This is a genomic window from Corynebacterium jeikeium (genome assembly GCF_000738175.1).
GTDB classification, from domain to species: domain Bacteria; phylum Actinomycetota; class Actinomycetes; order Mycobacteriales; family Mycobacteriaceae; genus Corynebacterium; species Corynebacterium jeikeium_C.
On sequence record NZ_JFCH01000027.1, the window covers coordinates 1 to 26,799 of the forward strand.

A 26,799-nucleotide genomic window follows, 5' to 3' on the forward strand; every position below is an offset into this window, starting at 1 on the left:
GGGGTCAGGCACATCAACGAGCCAGCACCACTTGAAGCGCCGCTTCATGGTGGCGCGGCTAACACCGTTTCGTTTGGCTAGGTCGTCGAGTGATATTGCGGTGGTGCAATGCTCGATGAACTGGGTGAACACTGCCGCGTTGGTGATGTCGTTTCGACGTTTGACGCTGGAGGCGCCGCATTGTTTGCAGCGCCATCTGGTGGTGCCTTTGCTGGTGGTGCCGTTGCGTTTCATTTCACCGCCGCAGTGGCAGCGTGGTTGGTTCTTCGACATTGCGACACCACACCACGCCGCGCATAGCACATCACGGCTGCCACACCGAGGATTTCCCGTCGGGGGCTAGATATATGCTTCCGGAGCATATACTTTCCGGAAACCTACAGGTCAATCCGTGAAAATCCGCGATTCCGGACACACTTTTTGACCCTTAACCCGGCTCTGTACAGGCAAAGCAAAACCCCCGCGCGGTGGCGGGGGTTCGGGGTGCCGTTAGGTCACGGCGCCTAGGCCTTGCGGTGGCGCGACAGGAAGTACCACGCAGCCTTCGGAGCGTCCGGGGCGAAGGCGTGCCAGTTGTGGCCGCCGAAGTCCGCACGCCACAGGACGGTGGAAGCGTGGCAACCGTTGTAGGTGAAGCCACTGGTCAGGGCGTGGGCACGAACCCCATGCAGGGTACGCATGTCGCAGGAGTTGCGGCGTGCCGCGTTGTCGAAAGCGGCCCGGGCACCGTAGTAACGCATGCCGTGGCGCTCGCCGCCACCGTAGTGCATCAGGGTGTCGTGCACACCGTGGATCAGCATGGTCGGCACGTTGCGCCCACGGCAGTCGTTCATGGTGGCGTCATAGTAAGCACCAGAAACAGACACGACAGCAGCGACTAGATCCGGAGCCTGGCAGGCCAGGTTCATCGCCATGCCGCCACCGTTGGACAGGCCGGCGGCATACACGCGACGGGTGTCGACGTTGTAGCGCTTAGACAGGGAGCGGACCATCTCGCGGACGAAAGCGACGTCCTCGCCACGGCGGGTCTTGGAGTACGGGGCACCTTCCCAGGAGCGGCCGATGCCCTCGGCGTGGACGACGACGGCATCGCGGCCAGCCACCGCATTGAGGCGGGACATGTTCTTCATGTCCGCCGCAGATTGGCCGCGACCGCCGAACACAAAGAGGATCGGCTTCTTTCGCTTCGCGGAGTTCACCGGAACATCGACGATGGCCGTGCGGGTCTTCCCCTTGACGTTGAAGGTCTGGTAGTTGTTCCCCGGGCGCGGGCTCAGGGAGCCAGCGAGGCCGGTGAGGCCGCCGGAGAGGCTGCCCACCAGGCTGCTTGGGGCGGCGCTGGCCTGCGGGGTAGCGGACTCGTTGCCGGCAGCAGCATCCAGAGCCGGGCCTGCCAGGGAGCTTGCGCCGATACCGAGGGCTACAGCCAGGGAGAGCGTCAGCTTGCGGAAGCGGCCACCGCGGCGAGCCGGGCGGGAAGCGCCGGACACGCCAGAACCTGCGGAATCAGTGTGAGTAGCCGCGGAAAGAGAGTGAGTGTTCGCGGCCTTCGTGTGAGTAAAACGTGACGAAAACTTTTGCACTGTTTAAACATACACCGAGCGATAAAACTTAGGAACTTTTTCTTACAAAACACTAAAATCCGCCACAGCGTCGGCTCGTAGCGCTAGCTCGTAACGCTAGCTGTCTCTAGCAACCCCAGCTAGTTCTAGCTGGCCGCACCGGGCAGCGTCTTGTTCTGGCGAGCCAGGAAGTTCCAGGCCTCGTTGGCGACGTCGGGCGCAAAGTGCCAGTTGTGCCCCTGGTCATTGATCCGCCAAAATACTGCTTCGTCGCGGCAGCCCGGGTATCCGAACTGGGTGACGTTGTTCGGCTTCTGCTCCACCACCGGCTGTGGCGCGCAGCCGTTGCGCAGCGCACGCGAGTGGATCAGGCGTGGAGCCGGCAGGTACGGCGCGTTATGCAGCGTACCGCCGTTGTAGTGGGTGAGCTCGTCCTGCTGTCCGTGGATCACAAACGTCGGCACGGACTCCGGCGCGCACCCCTCGTTAATAGGGTTATAGAAGGCCCCGGAGACGCTCACTACTCCGGCAATGAGGTCGGGAGCCTGGCACGCCAGGTTCATCACGAACCCGCCACCGTTGGACATACCCGTAGCGTAGATGCGGTTACGGTCGACGTTGAACTTCCTGTCCAGCTCGTTGACGATCTGTCGCACGAAGTCGACGTCCTGGCCGCGCTTGCTGGTGGCGTACGGTGCACCCTCCCAGGCGTTGTCGATGCCACGCGGGTAGACCACGATCGCTTCGCTGGCTGCGCCGGTGTTCGAGAAGCGGGAGTAACTGCGGTAGTTCTCGGGCGTATCGTCGCGCCCGCCGAACCCAAACAACACGGGCGTGGGCTTGTGCGGGTCGTAGTTGGAGGTCACGCTAACGATTGCGCTGCGGATGCTGCCGTCGGGTCGGGTGAACTCGATGTTCTCCGGTTGTCCGGGGTGCGCCCTATCTATTGTTGACGCCGGCTTCGGCGCCGGTGCTGGTTTCGGTGCAGGCTTGGGCGCCGGAGCGGGAGCCGGCGCGGGCGCTTCCTGTGCACTGGCCACGCCAGCTCCGCCGACGAGCGTGGCGGCAAGCATCGCCAACGTCATGGCGACAGATACGATCACAAGCAGGGCGAAGCGTAGGGCACGGCTACCAAGGTGGCGCCCGGCACCCGCAGCGTTTCCGGTAGTTACAGAGCCAACAGCTTTAACATTCTTAACAGCAGTCACATGAGTCACAAACGTAACATTAGACACAAGCTTCACTGCGGATGTGCTGTAACACGCCGAAATGTGAGCAAATCCTTCAGCTTTTACTCAGCTAAGCGCACGCGCTAGATGTGCTCGAGGACTACTTCCCCTCCATAGCCAGCCGCCCGCAGCTGGTTAATCCACTCCTCCAGCGGCGCTTGGCCAGACCCCGGCGCCCCACGGCCTGGGAAGTCCGCGATCTGCACATGCTCCGGCCACAGCTCGTTCCCCGGCCCCCGGCCGGCAAGCCAGGTCCAGTCTTCACCATTGGCGGCGAGGTGGTAGGCGTCAAGAAGAAGGCGACCACCTGCGGCAACCAGGGGCGCAGCCTCCTTAATGCTGGTCACAGGGTAGTTTTCAATGCCGCTCAGCGGCTCGACCAAGGCCACGCCACCGAAGCGTGCCAGGCGCTTGGCCACTGCGGCGAACGCGCGCACCTGACGTCGCTGCAACGCGCGACCACCGCGGCCGACCAGCACGTTGAAGCGCCGCACGCCCGTCAGCCGGTGCAGGTATTCGACGGCGTTGAGGTGCTCAATAAGTTCCTCGGTGATCGCGGGGTCGCCATCGACAAATACGTCGTCGACCGCACTCCCGGCATCCTCAGTGTTCCCGCCGCTAGCGTTGCCAGCGTTCTTAGTGCTACCAGCATTCTCAGCCCCGCCTTCTGGGCCGACCAGGTGCAGCACTCCCCGATCACCAGCCGTCAGGTCACCGGCCCACAGGTTCAGTGCCACGAGCTGGCGCGGGTTCTCCTGGCGCCCCTTGGCCAGCGCATCCACCAGCTGGCGCATCTGCTGCTCGGAGGGGTGGGGCGTATCCCATGGCCACCACAGCTCCACCTTGTCGTAGGGAGAATTCGCAACGGCCTCAAGGGCATCCGCGCCGGTCGGCGCGCCGAGGGAATGGTTTTTCGCGGTGGCGAAACTCACCTGATGTGCACCTGATTCTGTATTCATAGGCATCATCATTCCACGTAGAGGCACTAATCCAGAATTCAAGTCAGTTTCTTGCCGTACACAGCCCCGAGGCTTCTTGCCGCATACAACCCGCGCGCAACCCAGGGCGAGGCAGCCCGCTGTCTTGCCGGGAAGTAAAATGGCAGCCATGACCCATGAGCAGCGACCGGCCACCGCCCCGGATTTCCTGCTTTCCCGCCCAGATCGCAGCATCCGCACCCAGGGGCGCAAGGCGACCTTCCCGGACCCGTTCGAAGCATCCACCGCGCTTCGAAACAAGGAAGCAGACTTGATTGTCGGCGCTTTCCCCTTCGACACGTCCCTCCGCGCGGCTCTCATGGAGCCCGAGACCGTCGTCCGCGCCGAAGGCCCGCTGGAGCCACCGGCTTTCTTCCGTGGCAGGGACGCCGCCCGCACCCTGACGGTCGAGTCCGTCGAAGCGCAGACCACCGCCGAGGAGCACACCGCGATGGTCGCCGCCGCCGTCGCCACGATCCAGCAGTCCCGCCTGGAAAAGGTGGTGCTGGCCCGCGCCGTGGACATCACCTACGCCGAGACCGTAGACCCGCTGTTGATTGCCGCACGCCTGATCGACCTGTCCGCCTACCGCGACGGGTTCGCCGTGGACCTCTCCGCCACGGGGCGCTCCGAGTACCAGGGCGCGATGTTCGTCGGCAGTTCACCGGAGATGCTGATTCGCCGCGATGGCCGCCAGATCTCGGCCTTCCCCCTGGCCGGTTCCGCGCCGCGCACCGGAAGTCTTTCTATTGATGACGCCACAGCCCGCGAACTCGGAAGCTCCGACAAGGATCTACGCGAGCACCGCTTTGTGGTGGAGCACTACCGTCGTGTGCTGGAGCCATTGTGCGAGACGCTGGACATCCCGGCCACCCCGGAGATCCATGAAACCAACGAGATGATCCACCTGGGAACCCAGATCGCGGGCACTTTGAAGGATGACGAGTATTCCGCGCTGGATCTGGCCTTGATGCTGCACCCCACCCCGGCTATCGGCGGCACCCCGACGGACGATGCGCTGGGGGTTATTGCGCAGGAGAAATCTCCGCGCGAGTTCTACTCCGGCGCCGTGGGCTGGTGCGATTCCATTGGCGACGGGGAGTTTATGCTCTCTATCCGCTGCGCCATCGTGGAGGACAACACCGCCCGCGCCTGGGCCGGCGGAGGCATTGTCGTGGACTCGATTCCCGCCATGGAGGCGGAGGAAACGTCCGCGAAGCTGCAAACAGCGCTGCGGGCACTCAACGTGCCTGCAGCGCTGCGGGAAGTGTAGCGCCCGGGGCAGCCATAGCCGGCCGGTGCTGAACACGCGGCTGGCGAGCTCCGCCTACTTGCCGTAGGCCTGCACCGGGTTGGCCAGCTTACCCAAGCCCGGGATCTCGACCTCGATGCGGTCGCCCGGAACCATCTCTGCGGTGCCGGCGGGCGAGCCGGTGCAGATCACATCGCCCGGCAGCAGCGTGAATGCGGAGGAAACCCACTCCACAATCTCCGGGATGGACTTGATCATCTGGTTGGAGTTGGAATCCTGCTTGGTTTCCGTCTTCCCCTCGTGGGTGAGGTGCGCCAGGATCGGCTGGTTGTCGATGTCGATGCTGTCCACAGCCGTTTCGATCCACGGGCCCAGCGGGCAGAAGGAATCCAGCCCCTTCGCACGGGACCACTGACCGTCCTGGAACTGCAGGTCGCGGGAGGAAACGTCGTTGACGACGGTGAACCCCAGCACCACGTCCTTCCAGTTGTTCCGGTTGACGTCCTTACACGGGCGGCCGATGACGATCGCCATCTCGCCTTCGAACTCCACGCGCGTGGCCCACTCGGGGATACGGATAGGCGCCTCGGGGCCAACGACGGCTGTCGGGGGCTTCAGGAAGATCGTCGGCGGCAGGTGCTCGGCGCTCTTGTTGAACACCTCCTCGACGTGGTCAGCGTAGTTGCGCCCGACGGCAATAACCTTCGACGGCAGGATCGGGGCCAGCAGTCGAACGTCTTCGATAGGCCAGGATTTTCCGGTGAATTCGGGCTGTCCGAACGGGTGGCCTGCGATCTCGCGGAGGGTAGCGCCGGTGCCGTCCGGCTGGCCGCCTTCCACGATCGCGAAGGCCATGCCCTCGGGGTGTGCAATTCGAGCAATACGCATGTTTCCATACCCTACTCCATTGCCCCTTCTACCTCTTGCTATGCCCCTTCTTTGCGGTCTTGTCCTTGTTCTTCTTTATGACGCCGCCTTCTCCCCGACCATTAACCATGAATTTGTTTTCACGTAATCCGCGATTAACGCGCTTGCCACGGCTGCGACAGTTTTAGCCGTTAGCTTGGCCGCTATGACGAATCGCAGCGTTAATCCACAACTCCCCAATCCCTCGAATCCTTCGAATTCCGCAGCTGCTTCCAACCCTCGCAGCACCACCCGCCGCACGTTCCTGGCCGGCGCCAGCGCCACCGGCGCTGCCCTACTGGGCACGGGCGTGGCGCACGCTCTCGGCTCGCAGGCCGGCAGTGTGGCTGGCTCCGCCGCCGGATCCTCAGTGGGTTCCAGCGGGGCGATCGGCTCAGTTGGGTTGCAGCGCTCCCGGCCAGTGATCACTCATGGCGTCGCTACCGGCGATGTGCGACCCGACGGCGGCCTTGTATGGGCGCGCGTCGATCGACCGGCGCGCATGGTCGTAGAAGCATCAACGGATCCGGCATTCCCGCGCCACAAGACCAAGACTTTCCGCGGCGCCACGCTCACCCCGGATAGCGACGGCACCGGGCGGCTGCGCCTGGTCGGCATGGAGCCCGGCCAGAAGATCCACTACCGCGTGACCATGGAGGATCAGCACACTGCAGCGCGCTCCGTGCCGGTGATCGGCAGCTTCACCACCGCGCCCTCCACCAGCCAGGCGCCGAAGAACATCCGCCTGCACTGGTCCGGCGACGTGGCGGGCCAAGGCTACGGCATCAACCCAGAGATCGGCGGCATGTACTGCTGGAAGACGATGGCAGACCGCAACCCGGACCTGTTTATCCACTCCGGCGATACGGTCTACGCCGATGGGCCGATCGAGGAAAACCACAAGATGGACGACGGGCGAGTATTCAAGAACCTCACCAGCCCGTACAAGAACAAGGTGGCCGAAACCCTGGAGGAGTTCCGCGGACAGCACGCCTACAACCTGCTGGACGAAAACTACAAGCGCTTCAACTCTCAGGTTGCACAGGTGGTGCAGTGGGACGACCACGAGACGACGAACAACTGGTACCCGGGCGAGATCCTGGAAGACGACAAGTACCAGGTCAAGGACGTGAACCTGCTGGCGCAGCGCGGATTCCAGGCCTTCCACGAGTGGCAGCCACTGGACCGGAAGATGGCCGTGGATGGCCGCGTGTACCGCAAGATTTCCTACGGCTCCCTGCTGGACATCTTCGTGCTGGATATGCGCAGCTACAAGGACCGCAACCCGGACAGCGGAGCTTCTGCCACCCAGCCGGGGCACATCCTGGGGGCCAAGCAGGAAAAGTGGCTCATCGAGGGTGTGAAGAACTCCACCGCCACGTGGAAGATCATTGCCAACGACCTGCCGCTGGGCATCGTGGTTCCGGATGGGGACGACCAGGAGGGCGTGTCCAACGGAGCGGGCGGCAAGGCCGTCGGCCGCGAGGCGGAGATCGGGCGCGTACTCAGCGGAATCAAGGATGTGCGCAACGTGGTGTGGCTGACCGCCGACGTGCACTACACCGCCGCCCACCACTACTCGCCGGATCGTGCGGATTTCCAGGACTTCGCACCGTTCTGGGAGTTCGTCACCGGGCCGCTGAACGCCGGCGGCTTCGGACCTAACGACATGGACGGCACCTTCGGCCCGGAGGTCGTGTACGTGCACGCCCCGGCGAAGGATAAGCAAAACTCCTCGCCGCTGGATGATTTCCAGCACTTCGGAGAGGTGGACATCGACGGCGGGTCGAAGGACCTCACCGTCCGGCTGTTCACCACACGGGGCAAGGAGCTGTGGTCAAAGACGCTGCGCGCGCAGTAGCGGCGCGGCCGGCGCCGACGAGTGCTGAGCAGCCACGCGGAGCCAGTGGTCACAGCGGGCGGGCGCCGCCGGGCGCAGCCAGGAGCCGCGCGGCGCACTCAGTGGCTTACTAGAGGTTTGCGACCACGCGGTCGCCGACCTCCGCAGTCTTCACCGGGCCGCCGTCGCGCGCGCCGGCCTCGGCCAGCACGGCCGCCTCGATGCGCTCTGCGTTGGCATCGTCGCCCAGGTGGCGCAGCATCAGCGCCACCGACAGGATCGCCGCGCACGGGTCGGCAATACCCTGGCCCGCGATGTCCGGCGCGGAGCCGTGCACCGGCTCAAACATGGAGGGGTTCTTCCGCGAAGGATCAATATTGCCGGAAGCCGCCAGGCCAATGCCACCGGTGACAGCGCCCGCCAGGTCGGTCAGGATGTCGCCGAACAGGTTGTCCGTGACGATCACGTCGTAGTCCTGCGGCTTGGTGACCATGTAGATCGTCGCGGCATCGATGTGGTTGTAATCCACCTGCACCTCGGGGTACTCCTGCCCCACCGTCTCGATGGCGCGCTGCCACAAAGAGCCTGCGTTCACCAGCACGTTCGTCTTGTGCACCCAGGTCAGCTTCTTACGCCTGCTCTGCGCGCGCTCGAACGCATCGCGCACCACGCGCTCTACGCCGTAGTAGGTGTTTTGGGATACTTCGGACGCCACCTCGTGGTCAGTGCCCGCGCGCAGTGTGCCGCCGTTGCCGCAGTAGAGGCCCTCGGTCCCCTCTCGCACGACGACGAAGTCAATGTCGCCCGGGTTGGCCAGCGGGCTGGAAGATCCCGGGTACAGCTTCGACGGACGGAGGTTCACCGCGTGGTCCAGTTTGAAGCGCAGCGGCAGCAGCAGGCCGCGCTCCAGCACTCCGGCAGGCACGGTGCGGGGGTCGCCGATGGCGCCCAACAGGATAGCGTCGTGCTCGCGCAGGGAGTCTAAGTCCTCGTCGGTCAGGAGTTCACCATTGCGCAGGTAGCGGCGGGCGCCGAGGTCGTAGTCGGTGGTTTCCACGTCGTCACGCAGAGCGTGCAGAACCTTCAGGGCCTCGGCGGTTACTTCGGTGCCGATGCCATCGCCGGCAATCACTGCGAGTTTCACTGTATGAACTCCTTTGTCTCACTAGTTGGTTATCTAGAACAATAGCATGCCACCCGGACACCACCCGCGAACCGACGCAAAACCGATATATCGATATAAAATGGCGCGCATGACTTTTCAGCCATATCCCTCACATTCAACCCCTTACGCAGGAGACGCGGAGATTGGCGACGCAGCGCTAGTCATCCGCAACCTCGTGAAGACCTTCACGGACAAGGTCGCGGTAAATAACCTCAACCTGACCGTGCCGAAGGGCAGCTTCTACGGCATCGTCGGCCCCAACGGTGCAGGCAAAACCACTGCCATCCTCGCAGCAACGGGCATCATTCGGCCCGACAGCGGCAACTCCTGGGTCGCCGGCCACCCACTGTGGGCAGACCCAGCCGAAGGCACCCGGGTGGAAGAGGAAGTGCTGGCAGCCAAGCGCAGCTACGGACTGCTGGTCGACGGCCTCCCCGTGTTCGAACGCCTCAGCGGCAAGGAGTATCTGGAATACCTGGGATATCTGCGTGACATCCCCGGCGAAGAACTGCAGCAGCGCATCGCAGACCTGCTGCGGGCACTCGATCTGGAGGATGCCGGCAAGAAGTACATCGCCGACTACTCCGCAGGCATGAAAAAGAAGATCCTGCTGGCCGGCGCCCTGCTGCACAGCCCGGAGGTTTTGATCCTGGACGAGCCCTTCGAGGCTGTGGATCCGGTATCCGGCGAAGTGATCCGCACGATCCTACGACGTTACGTCGAAGCAGGCGGCACCGTGATCCTCAGCTCACACGTGATGGAGCTGGTCGAGGGACTCTGCAACCACGTGGCGATCATTAACCAGGGCACCGTCGTTGCCGCCGGTACCACCGAGCAGGTACGCGCAGGCAAGTCCCTATCCGAGCGCTTCGTAGAAGCCGTAGGTGGCAAGCAGCTGGACACGGAATCCTTCGGCTGGCTACGCGGCGGATCGCAGTCAGCGCACGGCGCGCAGGCGCACGGGCCACACGAAGGGCAGGCCGGTGTCGAAGACTAAAACCTTCCTCAAACTCCACTGCAAGCTGTGGGCGCACGCGTTCGTGGGCAACCTGCAGATGATCATCGCCTCGGTGGCCGTAACCATCACTGCAGTGATGGGCTGCATCGGCCTAGGCTTCAGCAGCTACGGGGTGCTTGTCAACGATGAAGACCCAGCGATGTTCGTGCTGACGATGGGGCTCGGCAGCGTGCTCTACCTAGCCATGTCGGCCATCTTCCCCAGCGAGGAACGGATGCTGGACCCGCGCATGTTCAGCTCCCTGCCACTGACCGACCGCGACATCCTTCCGGGTATGGTCACGGCCATGTTCATCAACTCGCGGGCGGCGATCTCGCTGGTGAACACCATCATCATGGCCGCCCTTGGATACCTCGCGTTCGCGGAGGTAGCCTCCGCGGGCGCGGGCGCACTGTGGGTACTGGCGTGTGTACTCCAGCTGGTGATCACTTTGCTCGCGGGCGAGGCGCTGGCCGCCGCGCTCAGCAGCATCGCCACCAAGTTCAACGAACTGTGGGGCAACGTCGCCGGGTTCGTCTTCACCTTTGGCTTCCTGGCGCTGTACCTCTTGCCTCAATTGCTGGCCGACGGAACCGATCCCACCGCGGCCATCAAGACCAGCGCCGACATCCTGTCCTGGACACCCTTCGCCGCTGCGGCCGGAGCGGCTGCTGACATGGCCAACATCGGAGGCGGTGGCGTCGGCACCGGCCTCGCCAAGGGCGCAATCTGCCTCGTGGCGATCCTCGCAGTGGCTTACATAATGCGCGTGGCCGTCAAGCACGACCTCAACAACCCACTGCCGACTCAGCACGCCACCCGCGCGGCGAAGGGCGACAGCCTACTGCTGCCGCGCGTCCCCAGCTCCCCCGTCGGCGCCCTCTACTCCCGCGAGATCCGCTACTGGCGCCGCGACAATCGCTTCATGATGAGCCTGATGGTCGTGGTCGTCCTCTGCGGACTGTACCTACTGATGGGAATGCTCGACGCGGCCAACCGCTGGATGCTGTGGTTCGCACTGTTCTTCGTATCCCTTGGTCCACAGCAGGTCGCGGGCAACTCCCTGGGCATGGACGGCCCATCCAACTGGGTACACATGGTCGCCGGAGTGCGCGGCAAGCAGATCGTCGCCAGCCGCAGTCTCTCCACCGTGACGGTGCTGGTGCCGATTTGGCTGATCGTCTGCATCGCCGCCGGAGCCATCGACGGCTTTAGCGCCACCTGGCTGCTGGTTAGCCTTTTGACCCTGGGTTGCATCCTCCTCGCCTCCGCGATGGCGAACTTCAGCGCCACCCGCTTCCCCGCTCAAACCACCGCGCCGGGCACCAACTCCTTCAAGCAGCGCAACGGCGGCAGCAACGCAATAGTCTCCGCGCTGGTGACGATGCTGATTCTCACCGTCTCTTTCCTGCCGGGCGGGCTGCTGGCACTGGTCCCGCTAGCCATGGCCGACGGAGCTAGCAACAGCATTGGCGCCATTCCCCTACTCAGCTGGCTGGGCGTGTTGCTGCACTGGGTGATCGTCGTCGGCGCCGCCTGGATCATGAATCGTCGCGCCTCCCGCCGGCTCGACCTCGAATGGCCGGACATCGCGCAGAAGGTGCAGCAATACCTGTAGCAGCGCGACCGGGGGGCGTCCATAAAAGATCAATCCATAAAAGATCGCAAGAAAAAGGCCGGGCAACGACTGCCCGGCCTCACACGTACTGGGCGTGAAGCCCAGCCTCGCGGTCTAGAGGTTCAGAACGAACGCGTTGGAGGCGTTCAGCTCTGCCTTGACCTCTTCGACTAGCTGCTTGTCCAGTTCCTCACTCACGCGCAGAACCAGAGTTGCCGTCTGCTCATCGTCCGTCGGGGACAGTGCAGCGGCGTCGATGTTGATGCCCTTATTGCCCAGCAGCGTACCGACCTTGCCCAGCGCGCCCGGCTGATCCGGGTATGCCAGGAACAGGTTCGTGCCGGTGGCGCGCAGGTCCAGGCCGCGGTGGTTGATGCGGACGATCTTCTCCACGTGCTCCAGGCCGGTCAGCGCTCCAGCGACGGTGGCGGTGGTGCCATCGGCTGCGACAACCTGAACCTCCAGGATGGAGCGGTGGCTGACGGACTCGTCCTGGGTCTGTACGTCCAGCTCCACGCCGCGCTCTTCAGCGATCTGCGGGGCGTTGACGAAGGTGACCTGCTCATCGATCACGCCGGAGAACACGCCACGCAGGCCAGCTAGACCCAGCGCGTCGACGGACTCGGTGGACAGCTCGCCACGGGCGGTGACGGTCACGGTGTTCGGAGCGCTGTTCAGCAGCTCGGAAGCAACGCGGCCCAGGTTGGTGGCCAGGTTCAGCCACAGGGCAACTTCCTCGGAGACCTTGCCGCCGGAGACGTTCACTGCGTCCGGTACGAAGTCGCCGGCCAGGGCCTTCAGAACGGATGCGGCAACGTCGGTGCCCGCGCGGTCCTGTGCCTCCACGGTGGAAGCGCCCAGGTGCGGGGTAACGACGACCTCTTCCAGCTCGAACAGCGGGGAGTCGGTGCACGGCTCGGAGGCGTACACGTCGAAGCCGGCGCCGCGGATGTGGCCGGACTTGATGGCCTCCGCCAGGGCTGCCTCGTCCACTAGGCCGCCGCGGGCGGCGTTGATGATGATCTGCCCCTTCTTGGACTTTGCCAGCAGGTCCGCGTCGAACATGCCCGCGGTTTCCTTAGTCTTCGGCAGGTGGATGGTCACGAAGTCGGAGCGGCTCATCAGCTCTTCCAGCTCCACCAGCTCCACGCCCAGCTGTGCGGCACGGGCGGGGTTGGCGTACGGGTCGTAAGCGATGATGTCCGTCTCGAAAGCGGCCAGGCGCTGTGCAAACAGCTGGCCGATGTGGCCGAAGCCGACGATGCCGACGGTCTTGCCCAGGATCTCTACGCCCTTGAAGGAGGAACGCTTCCACTCGCCGTCGCGCAGGGTCTTGTCGGCGGCGGGGATCTGGCGGGCGGTGGACAGCAGCAGGCTGATTGCGTGCTCGCAAGCGGAGTGGATGTTGGAGGTCGGAGCGTTGGCGACCATCACACCGCGGGAGGTGGCGGTGTCGATGTCAACGTTGTCCAGGCCCACGCCTGCGCGGCCGACGATCTGCAGCTTCGGCGCTGCCTCGAGCACCTCGGCGTCGACGGTGGTTGCAGAGCGGACCAGCAGCGCGTCTGCGTCTGCGACTGCCTTCAGCAGCTCGGGGCGGTTGGGGCCGTCGACCCAGCGAACCTCGACGGAATCACCGAGAGCATCGACGGTGGACTGGGACAGTTTGTCGGCGATGAGGACTACCGGACGGGTGTTACTCACGAATGTTTCTCCCTAAAGTGCGACATTGCCTCGCCCACGCCGAAACGACCGCGCCGACGCGGGAAGGGACCACGCCATCCAAATGTGACGTGCGACCCTTACAGCATAACTCTTACCTCTGCGTCACTCAGCATTGCCTTAAGGAATTGTTGTACCGCTCTGTCTGCATCGAAATTGACGCCAATAAGTACCACCTCACTGGAGGGGGTCAGCCCCACCTGGCGCCACCCACCCGCCGGCTGTATCCGCAGGTCGGGACCAGCTTGGTGCCAGACGTGAGCGAGTTCCGGGCGGTCGGCGATCCAGCAGTATCCCTTGGAGCGCACCAGCCCGGTTGTGGAGCGCAGAGCCTTGATCAGGCGCTCCCGGTCGAAGGGGCGGTCCCCGCGGAAGACAACGGAGCTGATGCCGTACTCTTCCGTCTCTGGAGTGTGCGGGTTCTCCAACTCGTCGAGGTAGCCTTCGTAGGCGCGCGCCGTCGCTTCGTCGTAGAGGTGTGCGCCGAGAATGTCGTCGACTGCCGACCGCCCCTCAGCTGCGCCGTCGGCCGCCACACTCGGAGTCTCAGCCGCGCCAGGGGCGTCCGCACTGGCGCCGGCGCCTGTTGGGGCGTCGGACTGGTCGGCGACGATGCGGCCGTGGAGGAGTTTCTCGATGCGCGCCCGCGGGTTCATTCTGCGCAGCAGCGCTACCGTCGCGCGGTAGCGCTGCTCGCTGACGAGGTCCGACTTGGTGACGTAGATGACGTCCGCGAACTCAACCTGATCGACCAAAAGATCCGCAATGGTGCGTTCATCGTCCGCAGTCGCCTGCAGGTCCGCTTCTGTGAGCAGCTTCTTCTGCCCTATTTGCGGCAGGAACTGGGCGGCGTCAACAAGAGTGACCATAGTGTCGATCGGCGCAACGTCCGCGAGGCGAGTGCCGTCCTCCCAACGCCATTCGAAAGTTGCGGCGACGGGCATGGGCTCGGAGATTCCCGTGGATTCGATGACGATGTGGTCAAAGTTTCCGCTACGCGCGAGCGTGCCGACGGATTCCACCAGGTCTTCACGCAGTGTGCAGCAGATGCAGCCGTTAGTGAGTTCGACGAAGCGGTCTTCGCCGCGCGTGAGGTGGCCTTCGCCTGCGATGAGGGCGGCGTCGATGTTGATTTCCGAAAAGTCGTTGACGATCACCGCGATGCGCCGGCCGCCCCGGTTGGCGAGCAGGTCGTTGAGCAGTGTTGTCTTGCCCGACCCAAGGAATCCGGACAACACCGTGACGGGCGTGGCACTCGCGGTGGTGGCAGTCGGCGCGACGTCCGCAGGCACCCCACTTCTCTGGCGCAGGGCCTCGCCAGAAGCAGCAACTTCGGAAGCTGGGTGGTCGGAAGAATGGCTATGTGTATGTCTCATAGCCCGTCACCCTACACGTTATTGCAAGCCGTTTTCATTAGTGACGCTGGGAGTGCACTTCGAAATACCTCTAACGACCCTATCTTTAGCGCCTTTAGCGTCTTTAACGTCTTTAGCGATACGGAATCGGCAAGACTCTCCCTGTTTCCGGATCCCGCACTTCCAGGCAGGAAATCCCGAAAAGCTCCTCAACGAGCTGCGCGGACATAACTTCTTCTGTCTCCCCCGCCGCCAGCACCTGACCGTCACGCATAGCCACGATAGAATGAGCGAAACGGGCCGCGTGCGTCATATCGTGTACGACCATCACGATAGTTCGACCGGCAGCGTTGAGCTCTCGCACTAAATCCAGAATCGCGATCTGATGAGCGGGATCCAAGTACGTCGTTGGCTCGTCGAGGAGCAGCACGGGAGTCTGCTGAGCCACGGTCATCGCCACCCACACTCGCTGGCGCTGGCCGCCAGACAAATCCGTCGCTGGAATGTCGAGCAGGGCGGTCACCCCGGCGCGTTCCGCCGCCTCCTCCACCGCGCGGTGGTCCTCCGCTCCCAACGACGCAAACGCCCCGGTATACGGATACCGACCGTACGCGATAACTTCCCGCACACTCACCCCTTCGGGAGTAACGGGCTGTTGCGGCAAGAACGCAACGTGCCGGGCAAACTCACGCGCGCTCATCTTGCGGATGGAGCGATCGCCTAGGTAGACCTGTCCCTTCGAGATTGGTTGTTGACGCCCCAACGCTCGCAGCAGCGTAGATTTTCCGCAGCCATTCGGGCCTATGAGGGCGGTAATCTTCCCCTCCGGAACCTGGAGAGAAACATCTCGCAAGACATCCGGGCCGCCGTAGCCTACCGTGATGGCCTCGGCGTGCAAGGCAGGTTCACTCATCGGGAGCTCCTTTCATCTGTCGTGGGCACCGCAGGCGCTCCCGCAGGGGTGCGAGACATACGCAGCAGAAGATAAATGAAGTACGGGGCGCCGACAACGGAGATCAACGCACCCACAGGGATTTCGGTGGGTGCAAATGCCCAGCGGCCAAGGGCGTCACAGAAAACGACCAACCCCGCGCCAGCCAGCGCAGACACTGGCAACACTCGCCTGGCAGCACCACCAACCAGCAGTCGAGCAGCATGCGGCACGATTAATCCTGCAAATCCCAACACTCCCGCCGCAGCCACTGCGGCGGCTCCCAACAGGATCGCGAACAGCACCGCCACAGTGCGCCACGCTCGCTCACTCACGCCTACTCCCGCCATGGCAGAAGAGTCCAGGTTCAGCATGTCCAAGTGCCTCGAGAGCACGATGGCTACCACTATGACCACCAACACCACTGGCCCAACGACTTGCGCATCCGCGAGAGTGCGGGCGTAAAGCGACCCCTTAAGCCAGGTCATCGCTGCGCCGGCTTCCGGCGCAGCCTTGACCAACAACAGTTGAGTCAGCGCACCGAGACCTACAGAAACCGCTACTCCAGTGAGGGTGAGCCGCACCGGATCCGTTGCTCCCTTTCCTGCGAGCACCAGCACCAGGCCTGCACCCACCAGTGCACCAACAAAAGCCACGGGAGTCAGTGCCTGCGCCGGCAAGGAACCGACACTCAACAGAGCTGCCACGGCTGCCAAGCCCCCTCCTGCGGTGACGCCCACAGTGTCCGGAGCCGCCAGCGGATTACGCAAGGCTAGCTGCAGCAACGCGCCGGAGACCGCCATCGCTGCACCAGCGAGGATCCCCACGAGCACACGGGGCATCCGGTAGCGCCATATGAGTTTCCCACCGGTGAAGAGGTCGTGGATCGTCTCTGCCGGGGGCTTCATGACGGCGCCGACGCTTAATCCCAGGACGATCGCGAACGCCAGCAAAGCCAGCAGCGCTGCATACACGGCTATAACGCGGGGCGCGCCGGCATTAGTACGCCGTGGCGCTATAGCAACTTCCCGCGGCGCCGCAGTATCACCCTGCGGCGCTGCAGTGTCACGCCTCGGCGCTGCAGTTCCCGGCTGGGAAACGCCCCTCCGGAGGATTCGTTTGCGATTCAGCCTGCGGTTCATCAGCGCCCACCTCCTGGTCGCAGCCGATTAATACCCCACAGCAGCAAAGGCACGCCTGCAATGGCAGTAACCACGCCCACTGGAGTCTCCGCCGGCGCCCACAGAGCCTGCGCAACGGAATCCGCCACCAGCAGAACCACCGCGCCCACCACTGGGGCGATCACTAAGCTCAATCGGTGACGCGGGCCTGCCACCCGATACGAGACGACCGCCGCCATCAAGCCAAGGAAACCAATGGGTCCAGCAGCCGCAACTGCCGGCGCGATCAACAGCACTGCGCCCACCACTGCCAAAATGCGCAGACGGTGGGGGTTCGCGCCGACGGAAGACGAGAGGGCGTCACCAGCAAAAAGCGTATCCAGCCCCCGACCAGCAGCAATAGTAAACGGCAGAACCACCGCCACAGCAATAATGCAGGGCACTACATCCGGGAAACGAACCCCACCCAAGCGGCCCGAAAGCCACGACAGCACGGTCGAAAGCTGAGCCTCATCGATGACCAAAATGATCGCGGTACACGCCGAGAACAATGCAGAAACGGCTATGCCGAGCAAAATCATCCGCTGCACCGACTGAGCACCAGTCGGATCCCCCACCGTCACGCGCATCCCGATACCTACCGTGATCGCAGCTCCAAGCGCTGCACCACACAACGCCCCCGGCAGCACAGCTGCGCCCGACACAGATCCCGTGATCGTCGTGCATAGCACAGCGCCAAACGCCGCACCGGAATTCACGCCGGTGATTTCCGGATCCGCCAGCGGGTTGCCTGTAGCCGTGCGCAGCAACACGCCTGCCGCACCCAAAGCCATGCCGATCACCGTCGCCGCCAAGAGCCGGTCGCGCATAACGGAGTGCATTTCCCCCGCGAGTTCTGGCGCGTTAGTCGGCACCTCCACGCTGTTCATGCGCCAGACCCATACTGCAAGAATGACAGCCAATCCCAGCGCCAGCAGAATCGCTAGTTGTGTAAGGCGTGGTTTGAGCCCTCGTTGCACTTAAATTCCTTCGGTCGTAAACGCACGAGGGTGCGCCTACTTACGAGCGTTCTCCGTTTCAATGATCTGATCCAGCATTGCCTCTGCGGCCAGCGGACCACGAGAACGAGACCAGGTGTCCTGCTCCACGTCCACGATGTCCTTCACCACATCCTTGTATGGGCTGGACTTGAAGCCCTCGATGTCGTTGTACAAGTACATCCGATCCAGCTTCATTGAGGGGAGCTTATCACCCGTCATTTCGGCAACGTCAGTCTTGGACTCGATAGCGGTACGGGAACCGTCGTAGCCGTAGACGTAGCCGGCGTCAGAAAGAAGAGAGCCTGCGAAAGAATCCTTGATCCAGGTGTAGAGAGTGCCCTTCGACCATCCGACCAGCGCTGCACGAGTGTTCGGCTTGACGAGCTTCTTAGCCTCTGCGACCTTGCCTTCGATACGCTCACGCACTTCCCCAGCTTTATCTTCCTTGCCCAGCTTCTTTGCGATGTCATCCATGGAGTCAAGGACGTCGGTGTAGCTGGCGTCGCTGTAGGACTTCGTCTCTGCAATTTCCTCCAGCTGCGGCATGATCGATTCCTGTCGCGTTGGGCTAGCGAGGATCAGGTCGGGTTCAAGAGACTGAATGACCTCCAGGTTTGGCTGTTTTGCCTGGCCAACCGATTCGATGCCCTCGAGCTTGCCCTCCAGAGTTTTCGGCCCGGAGGACTTGCCGATCTCTACAATGCCGACAGGCTTTACGCCCAGCGCCTCAAGGATTTCCTCATATCGCCAGTCCAGCGCGACCACCCGTGGCTCGCCGTCTTTACCGCCTCCGCCGTTGTCACCGTCACCGGAGCCACAGGCAACGAGGGCCGTGGCTCCGAGAATCGTCGCGACGAGGAGAGCCAGGGCGCGACGTAAAGAGCCGCGCTGAGAGTTTCGAGAGTTCATCATTCCGCAGACACTACCAGACTTAGGTTCACCTAAGCAAGGTGAACCTACCCTCTCAGGTCGGCTCCGGTTGCTAAGAGTTTCGTCAACCGTTAGCGGTCGTTATCGACCCAGCCGGCGCCGGCCGTTATCGACCCAGCCGTTGGCGGTCGTTGTTTATCCAGCCGTTGGCGGTCGTTGTCACCCCTGCCGTTGGCGGTCGTTGTTTACCCAACCGCCCGCGGCCATTGCCTATCTATCCGCTAGCAAACGTTCTGCGAGCCCTCGTGGTTAGCGTGGCTGGCGCGCTCCACCTGAATGGTGGCGTGCGCGATCCCCCGCTCCTGCAGCGTGGCCTGTGCCGCGCACAGCACCGCGGCCGGGTCGCGATCTTCCGGAACCACCAAGTGCACGGAAGCCAACGCGCTCGTGCCATCCAGCGACCACAGGTGGAGATCGTGCACGTCCAGCACACCGTCGACTTGTCGCAGCAGAGCATCGACCTCAGCGGGCTGGTAACCCGGAGGCGCCTGCTCGAGCAAAATGCGCAAGGCCTGCATCATCAGCTGCCAGGCGCGCGGCAGCACCAGCGCGGCAATCACCAGCGAGGCGATAACGTCCGCATACTGCCAGCCGGTCAGAATGATCACGCCGCCGGCCACGAGCACCGCGACGGAACCCAACATATCCGCCAGCACGTGCAGGAATGCGCCCTGGACATTGACCGAATGCTCCCGCTGGCGATTAAGGATCCACGCGGAAATGATGTTGGCTAACAGGCCGATCACCGCGACGATCATCATCGGACCGGCCATGATCTCCACCGGCTCGCTGAGGCGCTGGAACGCCTCGACCACTATCCATGCCGAAATTCCCAGCACAGTGACAGCATTAACAAGCGCGGCGAGCACCTCCACCCGCCGATAGCCGAATGTCGCTTGCGCGGTTGCAGCCCTGCGGCCGATGAAAATGGCGACGACTGCGATGATTAGGCCGGCGGCGTCCGAAAGCATGTGCATCGCATCGGCCAGCAATGCGACGGAGCCGGTGATCAGACCGCCGATCACCTCTGCAAAGAAGACTGTGCCAGTGACGCCAAGCACAATGAGCAGCGCGCGCAGCGGAGCATCCGTCGGCGTGTGGGAGTGCGAATGTGCGTCGCCGGATTCGTGCGAATGTGCTTGGCCACCCTCAGATACGCCGGCGGGCGCGGGCGCACCGCCAGCCGCGGGCGCGTCGCCAGGCGCGGACGCGCTGGAACGCAAAGAACCGTGGCGGTGCACGTCGGCACCACCACGGTCCTGTGGTTGTTGCTGAGCTGCGCTTGCGGGGTCGTTCATACCCTCACTTTAGCAGCCACATCCCTTATTGACAAATTACTGAAAACAAAGACGGGGAGCCAGAACGGCTCGCCATTGGCGGCCGGAACATGGGCTCCCCGCTAAACAGATTCCAAATTCAGAATCCATAAACTTGGAAATCTAAAGCATTCAGTTATTCAGCCAGACCGCTTTAAGCAGGCCGCTTCAGCCGAGCAGTTTCGGCCGAGCAGTTTCGGTCGGGCAGTTTCGGTCGGGCAGTTTCGGTCGGGCAGTTTCGGCCGAGCCGCTTTAGGCGGTCTCGGCGCGAGCGTCGACCTTGACCCAGCTCATCAGGTCGCGCAGCTTGGCGCCCGTCTTCTCGATCTGGTGATCGTTGTAGGAAGCGCGCAGCTCCTCCAGCTCCTTGTTGCCACCCTCAACGTTGGCAACCAGGCGCTTGGTGAAGGTGCCGTCCTGAATGTCGGTCAGAATGTCCTTCATGCGCTTCTTGGTGTCCGCGTCGATGACGCGCGGACCGGACAGGTAGCCACCGAACTCTGCCGTGTCAGACACGGAGTAGTTCATGTTGGCAATGCCACCCTCGAACATCAGGTCCACGATCAGCTTCATCTCGTGCAGGCACTCGAAGTATGCCATCTCCGGCTCGTAGCCAGCCTCCACCAGAACCTCGAAGCCTGTCTTGATCAGCTCCTCGGTGCCGCCGCACAGAACGGCCTGCTCGCCGAACAGGTCGGTAACAGTCTCCGCCTCGAAGGTCGTCGGGATCACGCCGGCGCGTGCACCACCGATGGCAGCTGCGTAGGACAGTGCCAGGTCGCGGCCGTTGTTCTTCGGGTCCTGCTCAACGGCGATCAGGCACGGAACACCCTTGCCGTCGACGAACTGGCGGCGAACCAGGTGGCCCGGCCCCTTCGGGGCAACCATGCCGATAATGATGTTGTCGGCCGGCTCGATCAGCTTGAAGTGGATGTTCAGGCCGTGGCCGAAGAACAGTGCGTCGCCGTCGTTCAGGTTCGGCTCGATGTCCTCGGCGAAGATCTTCGCCTGGGAGGTGTCCGGAGCCAGCAGCATGATCACGTCTGCCCATTCCGCAGCCTCTGCGTTGGTCTTCACGGTGAAGCCGGCTTCCTCAGCCTTGGCGCGGGACTTGGAGCCCTCACGCAGGCCGATGACGACCTCCACGCCGGACTCGCGCAGGTTCTGGGCGTGTGCGTGACCCTGGGAGCCGTAGCCGATGATGGCTACCTTGCGGCTCTGAATGATGGACAGATCAGCGTCGTCGTCGTAAAAAACATCAATTGCCATGGGGAGCTTCCTTTCGTTGACTGTCTACCTTTATAGCAGACTTTATTTCATTTGGTGAGACTTTGGCGTCCACATAGTGAACTCTTGCGGGACTGCTGCCCTCTTTCGTAGGTAGTGACGCCCACCCGGCTGCAAGCTGAAGGCGTCACCAAAGAACCTAGAGATTCGCCGGGTACATGGCGCGAGGACCGCGACTGATCGCAGTCGGCGACGCCTCGACAAGCTCGCGAATACCGAACGGCTCCAAAACGTCCAGCAGAGCCTGCAGCTTCGACGGCGTGCCAGTGCACTCGATGATCACCGACTCCGGACCGACGTCCACCACGTGTGCGCGGAACAGCTTCGCGGACTCCACCACCTGGGTGCGGTTCGCATTGTCAGCGGAGACCTTCACCATCATCAGGCCGCGGGAGACGATGGTCTCCGGGTCGTGGCGCGTGACCTTAATGACGGGGATCAGTTTGTTCAGCTGTTTCGTGATCTGCTCCACCACGTGATCCTCGCCCTCGACGATGATGGTGATGCGGTTGATGCCCTCGACCTCCGTGCGACCAGAGCTGATCGACAGGATGTTAAACGCGCGGCGGGTAAACATGCCGGAGATACGCGAGATGATGCCGTCGACGTCCTCACACAGGACGGACAGGGTGTGGACCTGTACCTTGTTCGTGCTCATTAGTCTTCTTCACCTTCCTGGGTGACCTCGTGGATCTCCGCGGGCGATTCTGCCGCCGAGGATTCCTCGTCGAACAGCGGCCGCAGGTTGCGTGCGTACTGGATTTCCTCGTTGGACGTGCCGGCGGCGACCATCGGCCATACCTGCGCGTCCTCGCCGACGATGAAGTCGATGACGACGGGGCGGTCGTTGATCTCTTCGGCCTTGCGGATGGTCGGCTCTACATCCTCTGGCTTTGTGACGCGGAACGCCGCGCAGCCCATGGACTCAGCCAACATCAGGAAGTCCGGCAAGTAGGTCTCCCCCGGCTTCAGGTTGGTGTGCGAGTACCGCTGGTCATAGAACAACGTCTGCCACTGGCGGACCATGCCGAGGTTTCCGTTGTTGATGAGGGCGACCTTGATCGGCAGCTTCTCCACCGCGCAGGTAACGAGCTCCTGGTTCGTCATCTGGAAGCAGCCGTCACCGTCGATGGCCCAGACGGAAGTGTCCGGCTTGCCGGCCTTTGCACCCATGGCGGCGGGCACGGAGTAGCCCATCGTGCCGAGACCACCGGAGTTCAGCCAGGTGCGCGGGTTTTCGTAGTCCACGAACTGCGCCGCCCACATCTGGTGCTGCCCCACGCCGGCGACGTAGATGGCGTCCGGGCCGATGGTCTTGGACAGGGTCTCGATGACGTACTGCGGGGCGAGCTTGCCGTTGGGCTGCTCGTCGTAGCCGCGGGGGAAGTCCTGCTTCAGCTTGTTGAGGTAGTTCAGCCAGCCGGCGGTGGCGGGCTTCTTCAGGTCCAGGTTCCGCATCGCCTGGTGGAGTGCGGCCAGCACTTCGCGGGCGTCGCCGACGATTGGCACGTTGGCTTCGCGGATCTTGCCGATTTCCGCCGGATCAATGTCGGCGTGAATGACCTTCGCATCCGGGGCGAAACTATCCACGTGGCCAGTGACGCGGTCGTCGAAGCGGGCGCCGATAGTGATCAGCAGGTCGGAGCGCTGCAGGGCTGCGACCGCCGGGACACTTCCGTGCATGCCGGGCATGCCCATGTACAGCGGGTGGGAGGCCGGGAAGCTGCCCAGTGCCATGAGGGTGGTGACGACTGGGATGTCGTTGGCTTCTGCGAATTCCAGCAGTTCTGCGTGCGCTTCTGCCTTGATCGCGCCGCCGCCGACGTACAGCGTCGGGCGCTTCGCCGCGCTGATCATGCGCACGGCTTCCTCTACCTGGCGCGGGTGCGGGCTGGTGACCGGACGGTAGCCGGGCAGCTCGTACTTCGGCGGCCAGTTGAATTCCAGCTCTGCGTTTTGCACGTCCTTCGGGATGTCCACCAGCACCGCGCCGGGGCGGCCGGTGGAGGCCACGTGGAAAGCCTCGGCGATGGCGCCGGGGATGTCCTCGGGGCGGGTCACCATGAAGTTGTGCTTGGTGATCGGCATGGTCACGCCGCGAATGTCCGCCTCCTGGAAGGCGTCAGTACCCAAAAGACCCTTACCGACCTGGCCAGTGATGGCGACCAGAGGCACCGAGTCCATGTTGGCATCGGCGATGGGGGTTACCAGGTTCGTTGCACCCGGGCCGGAAGTTGCGATGCACACGCCGACGCGGCCGGTGGCCTGGGCGTAGCCGGTGGCGGCGTGGCCGGCGCCCTGCTCGTGGCGGACAAGGATGTGGTTCAGCTTTTCGGAGTCGTACAGCGCCTCGTAGAGCGGCAGCACAGCACCTCCGGGCAGGCCGAATACGACATCGGTGCCTAGCTCTTCTAGGGAGCGGACTACGGCTTGCGCGCCGTTAATTCGCTCTGGCCGCTTGCCGCGGGGGTTATTCGCCAAGGTGGCGGGGCTGGGTTGCGAGCGTGATGTGTGTGTCACGTTTTCCTTCGCTCCTTGAGTCCTGGAATCCGTCCTGCCTTCAATTCTCTGTCTCTTTCGCTTCCCGGTTGCCCGCCGCAGCAGCCGCGCCGCGCGGCGCACGCCACGCGGCACAGCGTTTGCGCCTCAGCGCTGCGCATCAACGCAGCGCCAAGCAAAGCTCTGCAGTGCCCCGCAGTGCCACGCGCATCAGCGCCACGCATTGCCACGCGGCGCACGCCGCAGCGTTCGCACTTCGGCGAGCTGGCGTCACCAGGAAGCGATAGAGCCGAAAATCTTCGGTGTGGAATCGCTTGTTCGGTTAGGTGCATGTCCTCCACACAACAAAAGCCCCCAACTTGCCGACGCTGCTGCGTCAGTTGTCGGGGGCGCCGTGTCGAGCTCGACGAGGTAGCTAGTGGCGCCCCTCGATAATGAGTACTCGTACTAGTTGCGTGAATTCCATGGCTCTAAATTTAGCGGCTTTCGCGAAAGTAGTCAAGCCGTTGACCACTCGTTTCCCAAAGTATGATGCCCCCGTCTCACCTACTGGACAGCCCAAAACGCCCCCGACCTGTACTTCATCCCTCCCGCACCCCCGGCCTCCCTCCGGTTTCTCTCTCCCCGATCTCCCCGGCTCCCCTGAGCTTCCCCCTCCAGTTCCCATCCGCGGCTTCCCTCCGGTTCCCCTCTGGCACTCAGCCTCAGCGCAACCGAAACTCCAATGTCCTCCCGGTCGCCACGCACCCGGCGGCGCAGTTACCCCGGTTGCTCCGGCGCAGAAGCCACGGTCGCCCCGGCGCGCAGTACGCGCGCCTGAACGCGACCCGTGAATCCGACTGGGAACCCCGTCTGGAAACGAATCAGAATCGGGTCAGAATCTGGTCAAAATCTGGTCAGAGTCAGGTCAGAATCCCGTCCGAATCCTGGCGGAGCACTCTCCCCGATCGTTTCCGGGACTACGGTGGGGAAGCATGTTGAAGTTCTATGCTTTCCAGCTCTGGGAATGGGTGGTCGTCCACGGCCTTCCCTTGACTGCACTGGTCATTATCGCAATTTTGATCCCCCGCGTGGGGCGTTTGGCGATTCGCATTGTCAGCAGCCGCTTCGATGAGGGCGAGGAGGCCACCAAATCCCGCCTCGCCCTGGTCGGAGCGCTGGTGTACGTGCTCCAGGCGATTGCGTACTTCGCGATCATCATGCTGGGACTGACGAACCTGGGTGTACCCGCCATGGGTGCCGCCCTGCCTGCAACGGTCGTTTCCGCTGCTATTGGTTTCGGCGCGCAGAACGTGATCGGCGATTTCCTCGCGGGGTTCTTCATCATCTCGGAGCGTCAGTTCGGCGTGGGAGACTTCGTTGCCTTTGACGGCACGTCCAATGACATTTCGGGCACGGTTGTGGGGCTGACGTTGCGAGCGACGAAGGTGCGCACTGCATCCGGTGAGGTTGTGACCATCCCGAACGGCTCCGCGGGTGTGATCACGAACTATTCCCAGGACTGGTCGCGGGCGGTGGTGGACTTGGCGGTTCCTCTGCAGCCGGGCGAGTCCATGTCGCAGCTGACGGATCGCGTGGAGGCCACGGCTGCGAAGGCTTTGCAGGATCCGACTATCGCCGGGGACGTCACCGGCGAGCTCGAGGTTCTGCCGGCTACGGATATCGTCGCTCCTACTGCGGCGGGTCAGTCGTGGCAGGTTAATTTCCGAGTCATGGTCGTGGTGAACCCGGCGCGTCAGTGGGCGGTGGAGCGTGTTCTGCGCTCGGCTTTGGTGAATGTCTTCTGGGACCGTTATGACATGCCGCGAGTCTTTCTTGATGGTTCTGACGCCCACTCCTCCCCCGCTGCCGATCCCACAAAGGCTGTGGCTGCAGAATCCGCGCTGGCGCCCACGGAGGTCTTGCCCGCCCAGCACGCGTCGCGCAATCGGTCAGCTTCGGTGGCTGATGGTTCACAGAGCGGCTCTGCAGGAATCGCCGCTTCGGCTAGCAGTTCTGCACCAGTAGGCCGATCCGCACCCGCGGGCAAAGCTTTAGCGGCGCACGGAACCGCGTCAGCGCACGAAACTGCCGCTATGGATGCCGTGCAGGCTGAAGGGGCTGACCGGGCTGGCCAACTTGCACAGCCCGACCAGGCTGAACCGACTGACAAGTCTGAACAGACTGGCCAGCACGAAAAGACTAATCTGCCCGCGGGGTCTCCTACGACTGACGGCCCTGGAGTCCGTCCCCTCGACAGCGATGGAACCATCGGCCAGACGCAGGCGGCTCCCTCACAGCACACTCGCGCTGGCGCGAGTGCTCGCATTAGCGCTAATGCCAATTCCGCCTCCAGTTCTGACGAAGATACCGGCCTAACGGAGGCCCACGGCGACGGTTCGGATATCCCCATTGGTGCGAAGGACACTGAAAAGGACACTGAGAAAAACACTGAAAAGAAGGAGAAATTCCAGGGCATCTGGCGCAACGAGGAACACTCCTCCAAGTTCAAGAGGATCATGAGCGTCGGTGGCCGCACCCGCCCCTCCACCACCGGGCTGATCCTGGCGCTGTTGCTAGTCGGCGGCCTGGCGCTGGCCTCCTCGAACCCAGAGGGCGGAGACACTGGCTGGCTCTCCCCCGACTACTGGCGCGACCGTCCCTCCAACAGCGAATCCTCCGAAGGCCCCGAGAACTCCGAAGGAAACGATCAATCCGGCGATAACTCCACCGATCAGAACAACCCCACCGGCGACCCAAGTTCTGATCCCAATTCCAACGCAAACACCGACTCCAACAGCCAGCCCACTAACAACCAAAACAGCGGCTCAAACAACGGCTCGCCCAGCGGAGGGACCAACGAACCGACCAGCGACTCCAACGCCAACAGCCCCGAAACGAACTCCGGCGCAGATTCCAGTAGTCAACCCTCGCAACCAGCCGGCCCCCAAAACTCCAACAACAATTCCAACAGCGGCACCGGCGGCAACAGCATGAACGGCGCTGCACCTCGCGCTATGGGTGCGACGGGTACGCCCAATGCGACCGACATCACCCACGGCTGATTAAATGA

The 26,799-nt window shown here is 63.2% G+C and carries 21 protein-coding genes; 5 read left to right on the forward strand and 16 right to left on the reverse strand.

Features of this window, described 5'->3' with window-relative positions; genetic code table 11:
• The 4 genes from JQ46_RS03545 to JQ46_RS03560 form a co-directional block, all read right to left on the reverse strand.
• Positions 1-273, reverse strand: a 273-nt coding sequence (locus tag JQ46_RS03545) for a transposase-like zinc-binding domain-containing protein (RefSeq protein WP_424647995.1), incomplete at its 3' end; no start/stop codon positions are given.
• Between the two features lie 230 nt (positions 274-503).
• Positions 504-1,490, reverse strand: coding sequence for an alpha/beta hydrolase family esterase (locus JQ46_RS03550; RefSeq protein WP_237744702.1), 987 nt, complete (start codon positions 1,488-1,490; stop codon positions 504-506).
• A gap of 218 nt (positions 1,491-1,708) precedes the next feature.
• Entirely contained in the window at positions 1,709-2,665 is a 957-nt protein-coding gene (locus JQ46_RS03555) for an alpha/beta hydrolase family esterase (protein WP_237744703.1), read from the reverse strand.
• 209 nt (positions 2,666-2,874) lie between these two features.
• Positions 2,875-3,750, reverse strand: a complete 876-nt coding sequence (locus JQ46_RS03560; RefSeq protein WP_237744704.1) for a TIM barrel protein — start codon at positions 3,748-3,750, stop codon at positions 2,875-2,877.
• A gap of 148 nt (positions 3,751-3,898) precedes the next feature.
• Between JQ46_RS03560 and JQ46_RS03565 the strand changes: the two genes are divergently transcribed.
• The gene (locus JQ46_RS03565; RefSeq protein ID WP_034985514.1) at positions 3,899-5,041 is read left to right on the forward strand and encodes an isochorismate synthase; all 1,143 of its coding nucleotides are present in this window, start codon (positions 3,899-3,901) and stop codon (positions 5,039-5,041) included.
• A gap of 54 nt (positions 5,042-5,095) precedes the next feature.
• Here the strand turns inward: JQ46_RS03565 and JQ46_RS03570 are convergent, their stop codons facing one another.
• Positions 5,096-5,908, reverse strand: a complete 813-nt coding sequence (locus tag JQ46_RS03570) for a fumarylacetoacetate hydrolase family protein (protein WP_034985515.1) — start codon at positions 5,906-5,908, stop codon at positions 5,096-5,098.
• A gap of 184 nt (positions 5,909-6,092) precedes the next feature.
• On the opposite strand from JQ46_RS03570, the gene JQ46_RS03575 reads away from it, so the two are divergent.
• A complete protein-coding gene (locus JQ46_RS03575; protein WP_155271083.1) occupies positions 6,093-7,787 on the forward strand; it encodes an alkaline phosphatase D family protein in 1,695 nt (564 codons plus the stop codon).
• A gap of 109 nt (positions 7,788-7,896) precedes the next feature.
• On the opposite strand, the gene JQ46_RS03580 is transcribed toward JQ46_RS03575, so the two are convergent.
• Positions 7,897-8,910: a 3-isopropylmalate dehydrogenase gene (locus JQ46_RS03580; RefSeq protein WP_034985517.1), complete on the reverse strand. Its 1,014-nt coding sequence runs from the start codon at positions 8,908-8,910 to the stop codon at positions 7,897-7,899.
• A gap of 100 nt (positions 8,911-9,010) precedes the next feature.
• Between JQ46_RS03580 and JQ46_RS03585 the strand changes: the two genes are divergently transcribed.
• Both JQ46_RS03585 and JQ46_RS03590 read left to right on the forward strand, forming a co-directional pair.
• Complete coding sequence (locus JQ46_RS03585) at positions 9,011-9,928, forward strand: ABC transporter ATP-binding protein (protein ID WP_051876230.1); 918 nt, start codon at positions 9,011-9,013, stop codon at positions 9,926-9,928.
• Complete coding sequence (locus JQ46_RS03590) at positions 9,915-11,546, forward strand: hypothetical protein (protein WP_034985518.1); 1,632 nt, start codon at positions 9,915-9,917, stop codon at positions 11,544-11,546. The genes JQ46_RS03585 and JQ46_RS03590 overlap by 14 nt, the downstream gene beginning before the upstream one ends.
• 114 nt (positions 11,547-11,660) lie before the next feature.
• On the opposite strand, the gene serA is transcribed toward JQ46_RS03590, so the two are convergent.
• From serA to JQ46_RS03640, 10 genes are all read right to left on the reverse strand, one after another.
• Positions 11,661-13,250, reverse strand: a complete 1,590-nt coding sequence (gene serA / locus JQ46_RS03595; protein WP_034985519.1) for a phosphoglycerate dehydrogenase — start codon at positions 13,248-13,250, stop codon at positions 11,661-11,663.
• 98 nt (positions 13,251-13,348) lie between these two features.
• Positions 13,349-14,644, reverse strand: coding sequence for a GTP-binding protein (locus tag JQ46_RS03600; protein ID WP_237744705.1), 1,296 nt, complete (start codon positions 14,642-14,644; stop codon positions 13,349-13,351).
• A 112-nt stretch (positions 14,645-14,756) separates the two neighbouring features.
• Complete coding sequence (locus JQ46_RS03605) at positions 14,757-15,536, reverse strand: ABC transporter ATP-binding protein (RefSeq protein ID WP_034985522.1); 780 nt, start codon at positions 15,534-15,536, stop codon at positions 14,757-14,759.
• Positions 15,533-16,696, reverse strand: a complete 1,164-nt coding sequence (locus tag JQ46_RS03610; RefSeq protein WP_237744706.1) for an iron ABC transporter permease — start codon at positions 16,694-16,696, stop codon at positions 15,533-15,535. Before JQ46_RS03610 ends, JQ46_RS03605 begins: the two co-directional genes overlap by 4 nt.
• Positions 16,696-17,604 (reverse strand): FecCD family ABC transporter permease, encoded by a 909-nt coding sequence (locus tag JQ46_RS03615; RefSeq protein ID WP_192817231.1) that lies wholly within the window; start codon positions 17,602-17,604, stop codon positions 16,696-16,698. Before JQ46_RS03615 ends, JQ46_RS03610 begins: the two co-directional genes overlap by 1 nt.
• A gap of 126 nt (positions 17,605-17,730) precedes the next feature.
• Positions 17,731-18,627 (reverse strand): ABC transporter substrate-binding protein, encoded by an 897-nt coding sequence (locus tag JQ46_RS03620; RefSeq protein ID WP_034985525.1) that lies wholly within the window; start codon positions 18,625-18,627, stop codon positions 17,731-17,733.
• A gap of 239 nt (positions 18,628-18,866) precedes the next feature.
• Positions 18,867-19,943 (reverse strand): cation diffusion facilitator family transporter, encoded by a 1,077-nt coding sequence (locus JQ46_RS03625; protein ID WP_034985527.1) that lies wholly within the window; start codon positions 19,941-19,943, stop codon positions 18,867-18,869.
• Positions 19,944-20,213: 270 nt separating this feature from the next.
• Positions 20,214-21,230: a ketol-acid reductoisomerase gene (ilvC, locus tag JQ46_RS03630; RefSeq protein ID WP_034975188.1), complete on the reverse strand. Its 1,017-nt coding sequence runs from the start codon at positions 21,228-21,230 to the stop codon at positions 20,214-20,216.
• Positions 21,231-21,387: 157 nt separating this feature from the next.
• Positions 21,388-21,906, reverse strand: coding sequence for an acetolactate synthase small subunit (ilvN, locus tag JQ46_RS03635; RefSeq protein ID WP_034973946.1), 519 nt, complete (start codon positions 21,904-21,906; stop codon positions 21,388-21,390).
• Complete coding sequence (locus tag JQ46_RS03640; protein ID WP_034985529.1) at positions 21,906-23,768, reverse strand: acetolactate synthase large subunit; 1,863 nt, start codon at positions 23,766-23,768, stop codon at positions 21,906-21,908. Before JQ46_RS03640 ends, ilvN begins: the two co-directional genes overlap by 1 nt.
• 953 nt (positions 23,769-24,721) lie before the next feature.
• Here JQ46_RS03640 and JQ46_RS03645 point away from each other — a divergent pair.
• Positions 24,722-26,791 (forward strand): mechanosensitive ion channel family protein, encoded by a 2,070-nt coding sequence (locus JQ46_RS03645; protein WP_034985531.1) that lies wholly within the window; start codon positions 24,722-24,724, stop codon positions 26,789-26,791.
• Positions 26,792-26,799 lie beyond the last annotated feature (8 nt).